General features: G+C 72.6%; 13 protein-coding genes and 1 pseudogene. 3 read left to right on the forward strand and 11 right to left on the reverse strand.

Annotated elements, in window-relative coordinates:
• Positions 1-163 precede the first annotated feature (163 nt).
• The gene (locus ACWD4B_RS08350) at positions 164-1,297 is read left to right on the forward strand and encodes an MAB_1171c family putative transporter (RefSeq protein WP_451420053.1); all 1,134 of its coding nucleotides are present in this window, start codon (positions 164-166) and stop codon (positions 1,295-1,297) included.
• A 7-nt stretch (positions 1,298-1,304) separates the two neighbouring features.
• Here the strand turns inward: ACWD4B_RS08350 and ACWD4B_RS08355 are convergent, their stop codons facing one another.
• The 9 genes from ACWD4B_RS08355 to ACWD4B_RS08395 all read right to left on the reverse strand — a co-directional run bounded on the left by ACWD4B_RS08355 (position 1,305) and on the right by ACWD4B_RS08395 (position 11,055).
• Entirely contained in the window at positions 1,305-2,318 is a 1,014-nt protein-coding gene (locus ACWD4B_RS08355; protein WP_451420054.1) for a CinY protein, read from the reverse strand.
• Between the two features lie 35 nt (positions 2,319-2,353).
• Positions 2,354-3,214 (reverse strand): ABC transporter permease, encoded by an 861-nt coding sequence (locus ACWD4B_RS08360; RefSeq protein WP_451420055.1) that lies wholly within the window; start codon positions 3,212-3,214, stop codon positions 2,354-2,356.
• The gene (locus ACWD4B_RS08365) at positions 3,211-4,227 is read right to left on the reverse strand and encodes an ATP-binding cassette domain-containing protein (protein WP_451420056.1); all 1,017 of its coding nucleotides are present in this window, start codon (positions 4,225-4,227) and stop codon (positions 3,211-3,213) included. Before ACWD4B_RS08365 ends, ACWD4B_RS08360 begins: the two co-directional genes overlap by 4 nt.
• Positions 4,228-4,251: 24 nt before the next feature.
• Positions 4,252-5,160 (reverse strand): Nif11 family protein, encoded by a 909-nt coding sequence (locus ACWD4B_RS08370; protein ID WP_451420057.1) that lies wholly within the window; start codon positions 5,158-5,160, stop codon positions 4,252-4,254.
• A 15-nt stretch (positions 5,161-5,175) separates the two neighbouring features.
• Entirely contained in the window at positions 5,176-8,394 is a 3,219-nt protein-coding gene (locus ACWD4B_RS08375) for a type 2 lanthipeptide synthetase LanM family protein (RefSeq protein ID WP_451420058.1), read from the reverse strand.
• 131 nt (positions 8,395-8,525) lie between these two features.
• On the reverse strand, positions 8,526-8,762 hold the full coding sequence (locus tag ACWD4B_RS08380; protein ID WP_451420059.1) for a cinnamycin family lantibiotic: 237 nt from the start codon (positions 8,760-8,762) through the stop codon (positions 8,526-8,528).
• Positions 8,763-8,793: 31 nt separating this feature from the next.
• On the reverse strand, positions 8,794-9,159 hold the full coding sequence (locus ACWD4B_RS08385; RefSeq protein WP_451420060.1) for a DurN family substrate-assisted peptide maturase: 366 nt from the start codon (positions 9,157-9,159) through the stop codon (positions 8,794-8,796).
• A gap of 97 nt (positions 9,160-9,256) precedes the next feature.
• On the reverse strand, positions 9,257-9,919 hold the full coding sequence (locus tag ACWD4B_RS08390) for a response regulator (RefSeq protein ID WP_451420061.1): 663 nt from the start codon (positions 9,917-9,919) through the stop codon (positions 9,257-9,259).
• On the reverse strand, positions 9,916-11,055 hold the full coding sequence (locus ACWD4B_RS08395; RefSeq protein WP_451420062.1) for a sensor histidine kinase: 1,140 nt from the start codon (positions 11,053-11,055) through the stop codon (positions 9,916-9,918). The genes ACWD4B_RS08390 and ACWD4B_RS08395 overlap by 4 nt, the downstream gene beginning before the upstream one ends.
• 131 nt (positions 11,056-11,186) lie before the next feature.
• Here ACWD4B_RS08395 and ACWD4B_RS08400 point away from each other — a divergent pair, with 131 nt between their 5' ends.
• Positions 11,187-11,888 (forward strand): class I SAM-dependent methyltransferase, encoded by a 702-nt coding sequence (locus ACWD4B_RS08400; RefSeq protein WP_451420063.1) that lies wholly within the window; start codon positions 11,187-11,189, stop codon positions 11,886-11,888.
• Positions 11,888-12,310: pseudogene (locus tag ACWD4B_RS08405) on the forward strand (DedA family protein); the annotation flags it as partial. The gene ACWD4B_RS08400 and the pseudogene ACWD4B_RS08405, both read left to right, overlap by 1 nt.
• Here the strand turns inward: ACWD4B_RS08405 and ACWD4B_RS08410 are convergent.
• Together ACWD4B_RS08410 and ACWD4B_RS08415 are read right to left on the reverse strand one after the other, a co-directional pair.
• Positions 12,298-12,465 carry a hypothetical protein gene (locus ACWD4B_RS08410; RefSeq protein WP_451420064.1) on the reverse strand — a complete coding sequence of 56 codons (168 nt, stop codon included), beginning with the start codon at positions 12,463-12,465 and terminating at the stop codon, positions 12,298-12,300. The pseudogene ACWD4B_RS08405 and the gene ACWD4B_RS08410 sit on opposite strands and share 13 nt — an antisense overlap.
• Positions 12,466-12,496: 31 nt before the next feature.
• The gene (locus ACWD4B_RS08415) at positions 12,497-13,267 is read right to left on the reverse strand and encodes an AfsR/SARP family transcriptional regulator (protein WP_451420065.1); all 771 of its coding nucleotides are present in this window, start codon (positions 13,265-13,267) and stop codon (positions 12,497-12,499) included.
• Between the last annotated feature and the right edge of the window lie 176 nt (positions 13,268-13,443).

Genomic DNA, 13,443 nt, shown 5'->3' on the forward strand with positions numbered 1-13,443 from the left:
ATTTGTGCTCAACCTTTGGGACGGGATCGACCGATCGGGCTCGACACTGCCCAAGTGGCCTGTTCTGCCCAACCGTTCACACAACAGCCTTGTCGCACAGATGTCCGTTTGCCAGGATGCGGTCACATGTGCGCCCGCAGCTCTTCCGACCGAACTGCCGTGTATGTCCGCTGACATCGAGACACATGCACAGACCACCGGCGTGATCCTGCTGTGGGTCGCCGTCCTGGTACGGGCCCCCGGGGCCGTGCGGTGTCCGGCGCAGCGTGCTCTGTGGCTCGCGGTCGGGACGGCTGCGCTCGCCATGACGCTGAATCTGCCCGTCGTGACCCGGCCCGCGGCCGAGACGTTCGGGCGCAGTGCCGAGCTGACCGTGGCCAGGAATCTGATCGGGGTGGTCTCGGCCGGTGCCGTGCTGCATTTCCTTCTGGCCACCGCGGGGATCCGCCGGGTGCCACGCGTGCTCGTTCCGGCCGTGTGTCTCGCCATCACCGTGCTGCTGCTCCTGAACTGCCGGGCCGGACCGGCGCCCACCGCCGCGTACCGGATCATCGTGATCGGCGTGCACATCACGGTGAACACGCTGTGTGTGATCGTGTGTTGGCGCTACGGGCGGCGCACGGAGAGCCGCCCCCTCGCCGTCGGGCTCGGGCTCTTCGGGCTCGGGACCGCGTTCGCCTGGGTGTACTGGGCGGGGCAAGGCGTCCGCCTCGCCGTCGGGGACGAGACGGCCCTTCCGCATCTCCCGGCCGTCCTGACACTGCACGCACTGTTCCGGGCCGCGGCGATCCTCGTGCCGGCATTCGCGGCCGTCCGCCGTCAGGCATCCGACGCCCGCACGGCCTGGAGGCTGTGGCCGCTGTGGCACGACCTGATGGAGGCCGTGCCACAGGTGGCGCTGACCGCGCCGCGGGGCAGGGTGGCCGAGCTCCTCCGGCCGCTCGTGCCCCGGGACCTGCTCGTGTACCGGAAGGTCATCGAGACCCGGGACGCCATCATCGCCCTGCAGGGCCACATTCCGCCCGGAACCCCCGCGCTCGCCCGGCAGTACGTCGCCGTCCGCGGTGTGCCGCCGGCCCGGGCGGCGGCGGCCGAGCTCGCCTGTGTGATCGCCGCGGCCCGGGCGGCCCGGCTCGCCGGCCGCCCGGAGGATGTGGCGGGTTTCGGCCACCACGGGCCGGCCGGCGGCGGGCTCGACGCCGAGAAGGCGTTCCTCGTCGACATGGCCGCCGCCTGGCCCGGCCTCGCCCGGGCCTTCGCCGAGCGGACCGCGTGCCCGTCGGAACAGGCGAAGTGACGTTGCCTCAGCGGCAGTCGCGGACCGGGTTGTCGTGGGTCAGGGCGCACCCGATCCTGCCGCCCTGCTCCTTGCCGTAGCGCTCCTCCAGGAGGGCACGGAAGTCCGCCCACTGGCGCCGGGTGTCCGCGATGGCGCCCTGGACGGCCCGGTCGAAGTTGCCAGCCGTCTTCCCGCGGGGCGTGGTCGGGCCGCTCGTGGCGCCGGTCACCGGGTCGATCAGCCCGGTGTCCTTGTTGAGGGTGGCGTGGTCGACCCGGCTCGAGCAGCCGCCCAGGAGGGAGAAGCAGCCGGTGGTGAGGTCCTCGGGGATCGCGCCGGGCGAGGGCGGCTTGCCCTCCGAGAGCTGCAACAGCGGCGAGGGGGCCGCCTGCTGGAGTCCGGGCGGGTTGTCCTTGCCGGTGGGGCGGGCCGGGTCGGCCCGGTCGGTCCAGTTGCTGTGCGAGTAGAAGTCCTGCACCCCGTGCAGCGCGCGGCCGAAGCCCTCGACGGCATTGCACTTGCCGCGCCCCGGGATACCGAGCGTGAAGACGCAGTCCCTGCCGAGGTCGACCTCGCCGGGGGCCACGGCGCCGTCGCCGCCGAGCACGCCGGAGGCGGCGTCCGCCCCCTTGCCGAAGCGCCACTGCAGGTGCGTCACACAGGATATGAGCTGGCTCGACGCCTGCTCCCTGCCGATGGGATAGCCGGGCTGGGCGAGGTGGTCGGCGTTGTCGCAGTGCGCGGCGGAGACCGTGATCTCGTCGGAGTCAGGGGACCCCACCGCCCCGAACGTGCCGGTGTGACCGGCCACTTGGTCCAGGGACCGCGGTTCGAAGCAGGACCCGTCGGAGTCCCGTCCCGGCGGGCAGGCCAGTGCGGCGCGGGTGATGCGCTCGTGCTCGGCGTGCTGCCCGAGCGAGTTGATCGTGCCGAAGGCCGCCGCGGGGCGGGCCTGCCCGCCGAGCAGCACGGCCGCCGCCAGGGGAACCGCCCCCAGCGACAGCACGCCCCGGCGGACCCCTCTTCCGTACTTCCGCATGCTGCGACTCCTCTCGTCCCGTCGTGCGTCGTGGTCTATTCCGTCCGTGAGAAGGCCCGGCTGGCCGCGGCCAGCATGACCGCGCAGAAGGCCGCCACCAGCGCCACCGACAGCAGCGGCGGTACCGCGTGGCCGCCCCAGGTGACCGGGGCGAAGAGGCTGCTGTCCGCCGGTGCGTCGTGGTAGGAGAGCACCGTGCGGCGCATCGCGTCGACGGCGTACGTCAGGGGGTTGACGACGGTGACGGCCGCCATCCACCCGGGCATGGCGCTCACCGGGAACATCAGCCCGGAGAGGAAGACCAGCGGGGCCGTCAGCACGGTGAGCACGGTGTGGAAGGTCCGTACCCGCCGGGTCCGCACCGCGACCACCGCGCCCATCACCGTCATCGCCAGGGACGCGAGGACGAGTTCGGCGAGCAGCTCCGCGAACATCCCGGGCCGGTACGGGATCCCGGTCAGTCCCGCGCTGGCCAGCACCACTCCCCCTTGGCAGGCCGCCACGGTCGCGCCTCCCAGGCACTTGCCGACGAGCAGCGTGCTGCGGCGGACCGGCGCCACCAGCATCTCCCGCAGGAATCCGCTCTCCCGGTCCCACACGATCGAGGCGCCGACGGAGATCGCGGGCGCCTGGGCCGCCATCACCAGCACGCCCGGGAAGAGGAACACCATGTAGTCGGAGGACGAGCCGGGCCCGGAGAACATCCGGGACAGGCCGATCCCGAGGATGTAGAGGAAGAGCAGCGGCTGGAGGAGGGAGACGACCATCCCCGTCCGGTTCCGCAGGAAGTGGATCATCTCGCGGCGCCACACCATGACGCCCGCGCGCCATTCGGCGGCGAACCGGCCCGGTTCCGGCGCGGCGGACGGTGCCGGGCCCGCGGAGGTCGCTGTCATGACAGGCCTCCCGCCTCGGTCCGGTCGTCGCGGATGCCCCGCCCCGTGAAGTGCAGGAAGACGTCGTCCAGGCTGGGCCGGCTGACCACGACCTCGTAGACGGCGACGTCGAGTCCGGCGCACACCACCGGTACGAGCCGGGCGCCGTCGGCCACCCGTACCGTGATCCCGTCGTCCGCCACCGCCGGTTCCAGCCCGAACCGCCCGCGCAGCAGCGCGGCCGCGGCCTCGTCGTCGTCCGTGCGCAGCTGCACCCGGTCGGAGCCGACGACGGCCTTCAGGGCGTCCGGGCTGCCCTCGGCGACGATCCGGCCCTCGTCGATGATGGCGATCCGGTCGCACTGCTCGGCCTCGTCCAGGTAGTGCGTGGTGAGGAAGACGGTGGTGCCCTCGCTGCGGCGGACCTCGGCCAGGTGCGTCCACACCTGGGCCCGGGTCTGCGGGTCGAGGCCGATGGTCGGCTCGTCGAGGAAGAGCAGGCGGGGCCGGTGCATGAGGCCGCGGGCTATTTCGAGGCGGCGCTGCATGCCGCCGGAGAAGGTGCGCACCAGGGAACTCCGGCGTTCGCGCAGCCCGACCAGGCCGAGCATGGCGTCGATCCGCTCGCCGAGGCCGGCCGTCGGCAGCGCGTACAGGTCGGCGTGGAAGCGCAGGTTCTCCTCGGCCGTCAGCTCCGGGTCCAGGGTGGTCTCCTGGAAGACCAGGCCGAGACTGCGCCGCACCTGCCGGGGCGCGGTGCGGGTGTCGTGGCCGGCGATCTCGATGCTGCCCGCGGTCGGTGCCGCGAGGGTGCACAGCATCCGGATGGTGGTGGTCTTGCCCGCTCCGTTCGGTCCGAGGAAGGCGAAGGTCTCCCCCTGGGCCACGGTCAGGTCGATGCCGCGGACGGCCTCGCGCTCCCCGTACGACTTGACCACGCCCCGCGCGCACACGGCCGGTGGGACCGGTGGTGCGGCCGGCGGTGCGCCGGCCGCCGCGGGCCGGCGTGCCGCCCGCTGTCCTGCTCCGAACATCGTTCCTCCCGTTCCCGGTACCGGTCAGCCGCTGCGGCGGACTCCGTCCATCCAGTTCTCCGGGACGACGAAGCCGAAGCTCCAGCGGTGCCGGTCGGTCGGGTTGGCGATGCAGTGCCAGAGCAGCTGCTGCGGGTCCTGGGAGACCTTGAAGAACCGCACGGTCCTCGGCTGTTCGGGCAGGGTGACGAGCTCCCGGGTGCGCGGGTGGAGGTAGCGGAAGAAGGAGGTCTCCCCGCCGTCGTCGAAGGGGCGGTCGAAGTCGACCACGTACATGCGCCAGCCCGGGTCGTCCTCGTTGGTGTGCCACAGCCGGTAGGCGCCCGGCGGGTACCACAGCGATCCGGAGCAGCGGACCTCGCCGCCGAAGACGTTCTCCAGGGCGGTCACCACCCGGCCCTTGGCCGCGAAGTACTCCTCGTAGCCGTCGTGTTCGACGTGCTCGTCAAGGTTGACCAGATGGAAGTCACGGCGGGGCGCGCCGGGGGTGCCGGGGTCCCGCCGGCCGTCGGCGGCGAGTGTGCGGTGCCAGGCCCGGTAGCCGGGTTCGGCGGGGTTGCGGGAGGTGGAGTCCAGGTCCTCGGCGCGGAAGTCGTCGGCGAACCGGGCCAGGTCGACGGTGGGCGGCGCGATCTTCAGGCGGGGCAGCTCGTCCAGCACGGGGGCGAAGCCGGGCAGTTCGGCGAGCTCGTACTCGTAGTGGGCGACGGTCGTCGGCCCCGTCCCGGCCGGGGCGTCCGGCGGCCGGGCGCCGGAGCCGGGACCGTCGAAGGTCCGGGCCTTCTCCAGGAACTCGGCCACGGTGAAGCCGTAGCCGTGCCGGCGTCCGATGACGACGACTTCCTCTACGGCCGTGACGGCCTTGAACTCGTCGCGGAACAGGCCGGGTTCGAGGGCGTCCCGGAGGAACTCCTCACAGGTCTTGAGCGGCATGCCGGTCGGACTCCTTCACGGTTCGGGGTGCGGCAGCGGTTCGAGGAGCAGGACGGAGGGCACCCGGTCGGGGGCGGCGAGGCGCAGGAAGTGCATGCCGAAACCGGAGATGCCGAGCATCAGTCCCGGGAAGAAATCGGCGCTGTGCTCCGCAGTGCCGCTCTCGGCGTCCTCGAAGCTCCTCCAGAGCGCCTGGACCTGGACGTTCGCCTCCAGCTGGAAGGCGGGTTCCCCGCGCAGGGCGGCGAAGCGGAGCAGGAGTTCCGCGTTGCCGGAGGTGCCGTGGCACAGGGTGTGGTTCTTCAGCCGGGGGAAGTTGCGCAGGGTCGCGTTCAGTGCGCGGTGGGCGTCGAGCAGCAGCTCGTCGTCGGTCCTGCCGAGCGCGGCCCAGCTGGTGATGCGGGTGAGGCCGATGCCGGCGGCGCCGTTGCACCAGGCGTTGGAGAAGTGCCGGGCGCCCCGGACGGCCGCGCCGTTGTCGGTGCGGAGGTCGTACCAGTCGTGTTCGGCGGTGTCGAAGTGCCGGTTCTCGTAGGCGAAGGCCCTGCGTCCGGCGGCCACGTACTCCGGGCGTCCGGTCTCCGTGCCCAGCCGGACGAGGGCCCAGCCGATGCCGCCGGAGCCGTGCGAGAACCCGGTGAGGTTGGCGTGCGCCTCGTCGGGCGAGAAGGGCGGCCAGCTCAGCGTCGTCCCGTCGTCGACGGCGTGGCGCAGGAGGTGTTCGGCGCACCGGTGGGCGTGGGCGATGCCGTGGCCGTCGGCCTGGCGGGCGAGGCCGAGCAGGACGGGAATGAGCCCGGCCACGCCGTGCAGGACGTCGAAGTGCCGGTCCTCGTCGATGCGTTCGGCGATCTCGTCGCTCAGTCGGACGGCCCGGCCGAGGAGTGCGGGCTCCTGCCACAGCTCGGCGAGGTGGGTGAGCAGATGGACGGTGCCGCCGGCTCCGGTGTACGCGCCGATGCGTTTGGCGTCCACGTGCGCGAGGGCGTGGTCGAGTGCCCGGCGGGCGGCGGCCCGGTACTCGGGGCGCGGCGCGAGCCGGTCCAGGTGGGCCAGGAAGTAGGCGATACCCGCCGACCCCTGGTACAGGTCGCCCTCGACATCGGCCTCCACCAGCCGCCCGCCCGACAGTTCGTACGAGGTCCACGGCGCGGCGGCTTCATCGGCCCGGAGCTCTCGGCACAGGCGGCGGCCGATCCGTTCCGCGTACTCCAGGGAGGTGGCGGCGAAGGCGGGGCTGTTGATCTCCGCCGAGGACAACCCCGCCGCGATGTACTGGTTCTGCTGCTCGCGGTTGCGGTCGGAGAGCTTGGCGATGCGGTCGGCGGCGAGCTCGATCGGTGAGATCTCCAGGTGCGAGGCGAGCTGCTCGCGGTGGGCGTGCACCAGCCGCCGGGCGTGGGCGGTCGCGGTGAAGATCGGCACGTCCAGCTGCCACAGGGAGGCGACCTCGCGCTCGGCGAGCACCCCTCGGTCGTCCCAGGTGCGCGGGAAGGTCCGTACGGTGTTGGCGAGGAGGTCCACTTCGAGGGGTTCGGTGAGGCAGCGCGGGTGGCGGGCCGCGCTCAGGAGCTGGACGTATATCTGGGTGCCCCAGTTGACGAAGCGGGCCGTGACCGCGCTGAAGGCCGTCATGAGGAAGTCGGCGGCGGCGTCCGGGTCGCGCCGGAACCACTCGTACACCCGGTTGAAGCCGTTCGTGATCGACGCGCTGTGGTCCTCGGGCCGGACGAGCTCGCCGCCGAGGAAGACCCGGTTGGAGGCGGTGGCCTCGACGTGGATGCCGGTGCGGTGTTCCACCGCCGCCCGGAACGTCAGCCGGTGTTCGTTGAGGCGGGGCACCGGCACGGGGATGTCGTATCCCTCGCCGCCCGCGTAGCCGCTGATCCTCATCCCGGCGGCCCCGTCGGCCGGACTGTCGGGCTGCGGCCACTCCAGCAGCCCGGTCTTGAACACCGAGTCCAGCAGGGTGCCTTCGGAGTGCGCCCGGCCCTGCAGCCGGACCCCGAGCAGGGTCTCCGCGTCGCACACGAACGCGTGCCCGTCGGCGATGATGATGTTCTCGAAGTGCAGGTCGCTGCCGCCCAGGACGTAGAACACGGCGAGGTGGCCGCCGAGTTCCTCGTAGATCCGCGCGGCCTGTTCCGGCGTGTCGACGTGGTTGCGCCCGGGGGGTATCAGCGCCTCGTACCCGTAGCCGTCCCTCGGCAGCACCGGACGGGTCGCGAAGCCGAGGACGCCGTCGCCGGCCAGGCGGCCGAGCAGGTCCTGGAGCGCGGCTTCGGAGCGTACGGAGCGGGGCTTGTGGAAGAACTCCCGCACGCTGCCGTCGGCGAGTTCGGCCGTGATGCGGGCCACGGTGCGCCCGCCCGCGTGCGGGTCCGAGTCGCCGAGCCGCAGCGCGGTGAACGCGGTGATCGGCTCCCCGAAGAACGCGTCCGCGATCGCCTCGGCGTCCTCGGCGAGGCTCTGGAGCAGCTCGCGGCCGTGGGCGACGAGCAGCGCGGTGGAGTGCGCGAGCCAGCGGCCCAGCACGGGGTACTTGAGGTAGAACCGGTGGTAGGCGGCGCGGTCGGCGAACGTCTCGTCCAGGTAGCGCAGATAGTCCTCGGTGGTGGCGCGGTCCGCGTCGATGCCGGCCTCGGCGCAGTGGACCTTGGCGTCCGCCTCCAGCGCCCAGGCCAGGGCGAGTTCGAACCGGTCGAGGAAGTGGGCCTGCAGGTGCTCCACCAACTGCACCCGGAGCACGGGGTGTTCTGCGCACACCGCGCGCAGGCTGTGCCCCAGGTGGAGCAGGAAGGGCTCGCAGGCCGCGGCCAGCCGGGCGTAGTGCTCGTCGGAGTCGTGCCGGGCCGCCGCCTCCTCCGGGTGCTGCGCGAAGCAGTCGAGCGCCGCCTCGTAGGTGGGCAGCCAGGCGTCGTGCAGGCCGAGGAGCGTCCCGCGCACCGTCTCGTCGGCCTGGTGCAGGTTCCGTTCGAGCAGGCGGAACGCGGTGAGCAGCGTGGTCAGTTCGTCCCGGGTGTGCCGGGGCGGTTCCGCCCGGTGCAGGGACTCCTGGTGGAACTTGTCGGCGAGCTTCCCCGCCAGGTTCCGGATCTTCCAGCGGTCGAGGGCGTCCAGGCCCTCCTCGGCCCCCGGGAACGCCCCGGGCCCGCCGAGCGCGGCGACCGCCTGCATCCGCTCGGCCAGGTTGCTCGCCCGTGCCGCGAGGTCCAGCGGATCCGTGCATCCCATGCTCATCTCTCCTGATCTGGAAGGAGCCGTCGTGGCCGGGCCCGGAGGCAGCACGACGCGGTGGGCGGCCGGAGGGCGGCCCACCGCGTCATCGAGCCGGTGTTTCAGCGCCGTCTAGCGGCGGCCTTCGGTTACTTGGTGTTGCCGTCGCACGACCAGGTGAGGGGGCCGAAGCTGCAGCTCTGCACGCAGGCGTAGGCCTCCGTCGCGGCGATGTCCTTGGTCCAGAAGTCCAGGGACGCCTGGTCGTGCTGCTCCACCGATGCGGGCAGGACGGCCCCGGTGACGCCGAACTCCGCCGGGTTCTCACGGAGCGCCGCACGGAACTCGGCGTCGACGACGGCCTGCTGAAGAAGGCTTGTGGTCACGATTTCCTCCGATCGGGATTACTGTTCGGGATTACTGTGACGACACTTTCTCGGCGGCCAGCCGAATGCCCATCTGACGCTCGGCATTCTTGAGCTCCTGAATGGCCGGCCCCATGTTCTCGCTCGTGTTCTGCCAGGACACCAGCTCCTTCTCCGCCGCGGTCGTCGAGGCCGGGTCCCAGAGGCTCTCCAGCCATGACTTGGTGGCGAAGGGGTGGAGGTTGGTGACGGGGGTGATCCGGGCGAGCAGCGGCTCCTCGTGAACTGCCAGAGCGAGCTCCAGCACCTCACGCAGCTTGCCGTCGGGCGGCAGCAGGGAGCACAGGACCATCAGCTCCTGAATGCGGCGGATGACGTCCACGTCCTGATAGAGCGTCGGTTCCTTCGCGCTTTTCATGGGCCATCCCCATCCGTTCGGATCCCGGTGGACCCCACATTAGGGACGGCCTCTTACACCTCGGTTTCAGACCGCTTTCACCGCAAGCCGCCGGGAATCACCGGGAGTTGCCCCCGTGCAGTCCCGCGTCCCGCACGCACAGCGCGGCCTGTACCCGGTTGCCCACTTCGAGTGCGGCCAGGATGCGGCTCACGTGGGCTTTCACCGTGCTTTCCCGCATGCCCAGGACGGCGGCGATCTCCGCGTTGGACGCCCCGTCGGCCAGCAGCTCCAGCACGTCCCGCTCGCGCGGGGTCAGCCGCTCGATCCGGGCCCTGGCGGCCTGCACCCGGCCGCCTGCCGTGCGGTGGTAACGGTCGACGAGGCGGCGGGCGGCCGACGGGTGCAGCATGGCCTGGCCCTCGGCGACGACGTGGACGGCCCGGACGATGTCGGCGGGGTCGGCGTCCTTGAGGAGGAAGCCCGAGGCGCCCGCGGCGAGCCCGTCGTACACGTACTGGTCCAGGTCGAAGGTGGTGAGCATGACGACCTGCGGCGGCCGGGGCAGTGCCCGCAGCCGCTGCGTGGCGGCGATGCCGTCCAGGCGGGGCATCCGCACGTCCATCAGCGCCACGTCGATGCTCTGCGCGGCGGCCAGTTCGAGGGCCTCCCGTCCGTCGCCGGCCTGGGCGACGACCGTGATCTCCGGGTCGTCGTCGAGGATGTCGGCGAGGGCGAGCCGGACCAGGCGGTCGTCGTCGACGATCAGGGTGCGTATCACGCCGTCCCCCCGGCGGTACGGGCCTCGGCGGTCTGGTCCACGGGGAGTTCCGCGGCGACGCTCCAGCCGCCGGAGCCGGACGGGCCGTAGTGCAGCCTGCCGTTCAGGGCGGCGACCCGCTCGGCCAGCCCGATCAGACCGTATCCGCTGGTCACCACCGGCTCCCGGGACACCGGACCCGGGCCGTTGCCGACCTCGACGGTCGACAGGGGCGGGCCGTACTGCACGCTGACCCGCACCGGGGCGCCCGGCGCGTGCTTGCGGGCGTTGGTGAGGGACTCCTGGACGAGGCGGTGCACGGCGAGTTGATGGCTGGCCGGGAGGCCGTCGGCGCTGCCCCGGACGTCGGCCTCGATGCGCTGACCCACCGCACGGGCCTCGTCCAGCAGCTCGGTCAGCTTCTGCAGGCCCGGCGTCCGCGGGCCCCCGTCCTCGTGGTCGCGGAGCGCCCCGAGGACGTCGCGCAGGTCGCCGAGCGCCTCCGTGGAGGTGGTGCGCAGCTGGGCGATGCGTTCGGCGACCGGCTCGGGGAGTTCGTGGGCGCGCCGGCGGAGCGCACCGGCGTAGAGGGCGATCAGGCTCAGGCGGTGGGCGAGGACGTCGTGCATCTCGGCCGCGATGCGGGCCCGTTCGTTCAGTCTGGCTTGTTCTGCGCGCAGTTCGCGCTCCACGCGGAGCTGCTCCACCTGGGCGGTGAGGCTCGCGACGAGCCGGCGCCTGCTGCTCGCCCACATCCCGAGGACGAGGGCGAGGCCGAACGGCATGACGGGGCCGTAGGAGCGGACGCTCCAGAGGAGTTCACCGGACTGCAGGAAGTGATTGCCGATCAGCGCCGCCACCGCGCACAGCGCGCCGGCCGCGATCCAGCCCCGGGAGGCGAAGTAGAAGACGGCGACCAGGAGCGGCATCGGGTCGCCGAGCCAGGCGGCCGCGGCGGTGGTGACGCCCGCCGTGACGGCGGGGAGCCGGTACCTCAGGAGCAGCGACAGGCTCGCGACGGCCGCGACCGTGACCCGCGGGTCGAACGGATCGCCGTCGGCCCCGACCACGGCGGTCTGCACCGCCAACTCGCCCACCAGGGCGACCAACAGGGCCTCCGCCCACCAGGGCCATCTCCGAACGTCCGCGCTCAGCACGGGTAAAGCGTAGGCGTCCACGGCTGTTCCCCCATCCGTCAACGGGCGATCAAGACCCCCTACTTTCGTACGGTGTGTGCGCCGACCGACAGCCGATGGCACGGTTCGCGCCGCTTCCTAGCGTCGGGGGCATGGATCTGAAGCACGTGAATCCGCAGCCCCCGGCCACCCCCAGGCCCCTCTTCCTGCGCGAGGCCGCCCGCACCTTCCGCACCACGGGGGCCGTCGCGCCCAGCAGCCGGCACCTCGCCGACCGGCTGGCCGCCCCGATGTGGCCCTCGTCGATGGTGCGGCGCCCCGCGGCGGTGCTGGAGGTGGGCGCCGGGACGGGCCCGGTGACGCGGGCGCTGGCCGCACTCACCGGACCGGCCGACCGGCTGGACGCCGTCGAGATCAACCCTCGCTTCGTGGAGATCCTGTCCGGATCGCTGCGCACCGATCCGGTGCTCGCACCGGCGGCGGACCGGATCAGGATCCTGTCCGGGTCGATCACCGAGATGCGGCTGGACCGGGACTACGACGTCATCGTCTCGTGCCTGCCGTTCACCAACTTCGCCCCGGATCTCGTGCGTTCGATCCTGGACCGCTATCTGTCCGTACTGGTGCCCGGGGGGCATCTGACCTTCTTCGCCTACCTCGGCACGCACGCCCTGCGCACCGCTTTCAGCAGCCGCACGGAGGCCGCCCGGCACCGTGAGGTCGGCGCGGTCCTCGACACGTTCGCCCGGCAGCACGGCGGGCGGCAGAGCGTGGTGTGGCGCAACCTGCCGCCGGCCCGGGTGTGGCACCTGCGGACCCCGGAGCAGCCGGGCCGGTACGCGGAAGCGGCCTGATGCGGCTGCCCGCCGAACTCCTGGCGGACGTACCGCCGTCGGCGGCCTACGCCACCGTGTTCGGCCTGGTGCTCCTCGAATCGGTCCTGGTCCTGGGCTCGTTCGTGCCCACGCTCAGCCTGCTGGTGTGCGCGGGCGCGCTGGCCCGGGCGGGGGCGCTGCACCTGCCCCTGGTGATCGCGACGGCCGTCACCGGCGTGGTGACGGGCGATCTGGCGGCCCAGCGCACGGGGCGGCGGCTCTCGGACGGGCTGCTGCACGGCCGGCTGGGGCGCAGGGTGCCGGCCGCGGCCCGGGAGCGGGTGGCCGGACTGATCCGGCGGCGCGGCGGACCGGCCCTGCTCGTCTGCCGGTTCGTGCCGGTGGTACGCACGTTCGCGCCGTACCTGGCCGGCGCGGCCGGACTGCGCTACCGGCAGCTCGCCCCGTACAGCCTGGCGGCGGCGACGGTCTGGGCGAGCGCGGAGGCCGGCGCGGGGTACGTGGCCGGGGCGTCGTACGGACGCCTTGCGGCCCGGCTCGGCGGGGCCGGGGCGCTCGGCGTGACTGCCGGTGTGCTGTTGCTCGGGGCGGTCACCGTCGTGCTCGTGCGCCGGCGGGGGCGGCGGTCAGGCGCCGCACGCGAGGAGGCTGCCGTCGGTGCGGAGCATGGCGAGGTGGAGCCGGTGCAGGTCGGCGCCGGGGTCGACGCCGAGCTCGTCCCGGAAGAAGCCGCGCACCTCGGCGTACACCTCCAGGGCCTCGCCCCTGCGGCCGCAGCGGTAGAGGGCGAGCATCAGCTGGTGCCAGAGCCGTTCGTGGAAGGGGAACTTGGCGGTGAGCGTGCGCAGGTCCGCGACGATCTCGTCATGGTGGCCCAGTTCCAGGCACACGTCGTGGTACCGCTCCCGCGTCCTGATCCCCTCCTCCGTGAGCCCTTGCACCACGTCGCGGTGCAGCTCCTCGGACCGCACGTCGGCGAGGGGCCGGCCGCGCCACAGCACCAGGGCGTCGGCCAGCAGGCTCCGCTCGCACTCCAGGTCGCCGAGGCGGCCGGCGGTGCGCGCCCGCTGTGTCAACTGCCGGAAGCGGTGCAGGTCGAGGGAGCCCGGCGGCACGTCGAGGCGGTATCCGCCGGCCGAGGTGTGCAGCAGCCGTGAGAGGTCCGCGCCCCCGCCGTCCAGCCCCTGCCGCAGCCGGGTCATCGCCGTGTGCAGCGCCGGACGCGGCTGCCTGGGCAGGGAGTTGCCCCACACGGAGTGGACGAGGTCCTCGGGGGTGAGGGTGTCCCCCGCGTTCACCAGGAGAGCGGCGAGCAGGCTGCGCAGCCTGCCGCCGGGTATCGGGACTTTTCTGCTGCCGACCGCCACGTCGAGTGGCCCGAGTACACGAAAGGACATGTCGCGGCCCATGAACACTCCCCTTCGCCCCACCCGCGGCCCACTGGGCACGGCCGGAAGCCTCCACGTTCACTGTCCACTTCAGCGGATACTGCGGAGCCCGAGCGTACGCTGCCCGAAGACTCGATTGTCAACAGTGGCGGATGGTTGGATGGTTTTCCGGACAACGGACGCCT

The organism is Streptomyces sp. NPDC002536, assembly GCF_053594995.1.

Bases quoted from the DNA above. Each gene is read 5' to 3' on its own strand.
- ACWD4B_RS08355 (WP_451420054.1), bottom strand. From the start codon at position 2,318: ATGCGGAAGTACGGAAGAGGGGTCCGCCGGGGCGTGCTGTCGCTGGGG.
- ACWD4B_RS08350 (WP_451420053.1), top strand. From the start codon at position 164: ATGTCCGCTGACATCGAGACACATGCACAGACCACCGGCGTGATCCTG.
- ACWD4B_RS08360 (WP_451420055.1), bottom strand. From the start codon at position 3,214: ATGACAGCGACCTCCGCGGGCCCGGCACCGTCCGCCGCGCCGGAACCG.
- ACWD4B_RS08370 (WP_451420057.1), bottom strand. From the start codon at position 5,160: ATGCCGCTCAAGACCTGTGAGGAGTTCCTCCGGGACGCCCTCGAACCC.
- ACWD4B_RS08375 (WP_451420058.1), bottom strand. From the start codon at position 8,394: ATGGGATGCACGGATCCGCTGGACCTCGCGGCACGGGCGAGCAACCTG.
- ACWD4B_RS08415 (WP_451420065.1), bottom strand. From the start codon at position 13,267: ATGTCCTTTCGTGTACTCGGGCCACTCGACGTGGCGGTCGGCAGCAGA.
- ACWD4B_RS08365 (WP_451420056.1), bottom strand. From the start codon at position 4,227: ATGTTCGGAGCAGGACAGCGGGCGGCACGCCGGCCCGCGGCGGCCGGC.
- ACWD4B_RS08400 (WP_451420063.1), top strand. From the start codon at position 11,187: ATGGATCTGAAGCACGTGAATCCGCAGCCCCCGGCCACCCCCAGGCCC.
- ACWD4B_RS08385 (WP_451420060.1), bottom strand. From the start codon at position 9,159: ATGAAAAGCGCGAAGGAACCGACGCTCTATCAGGACGTGGACGTCATC.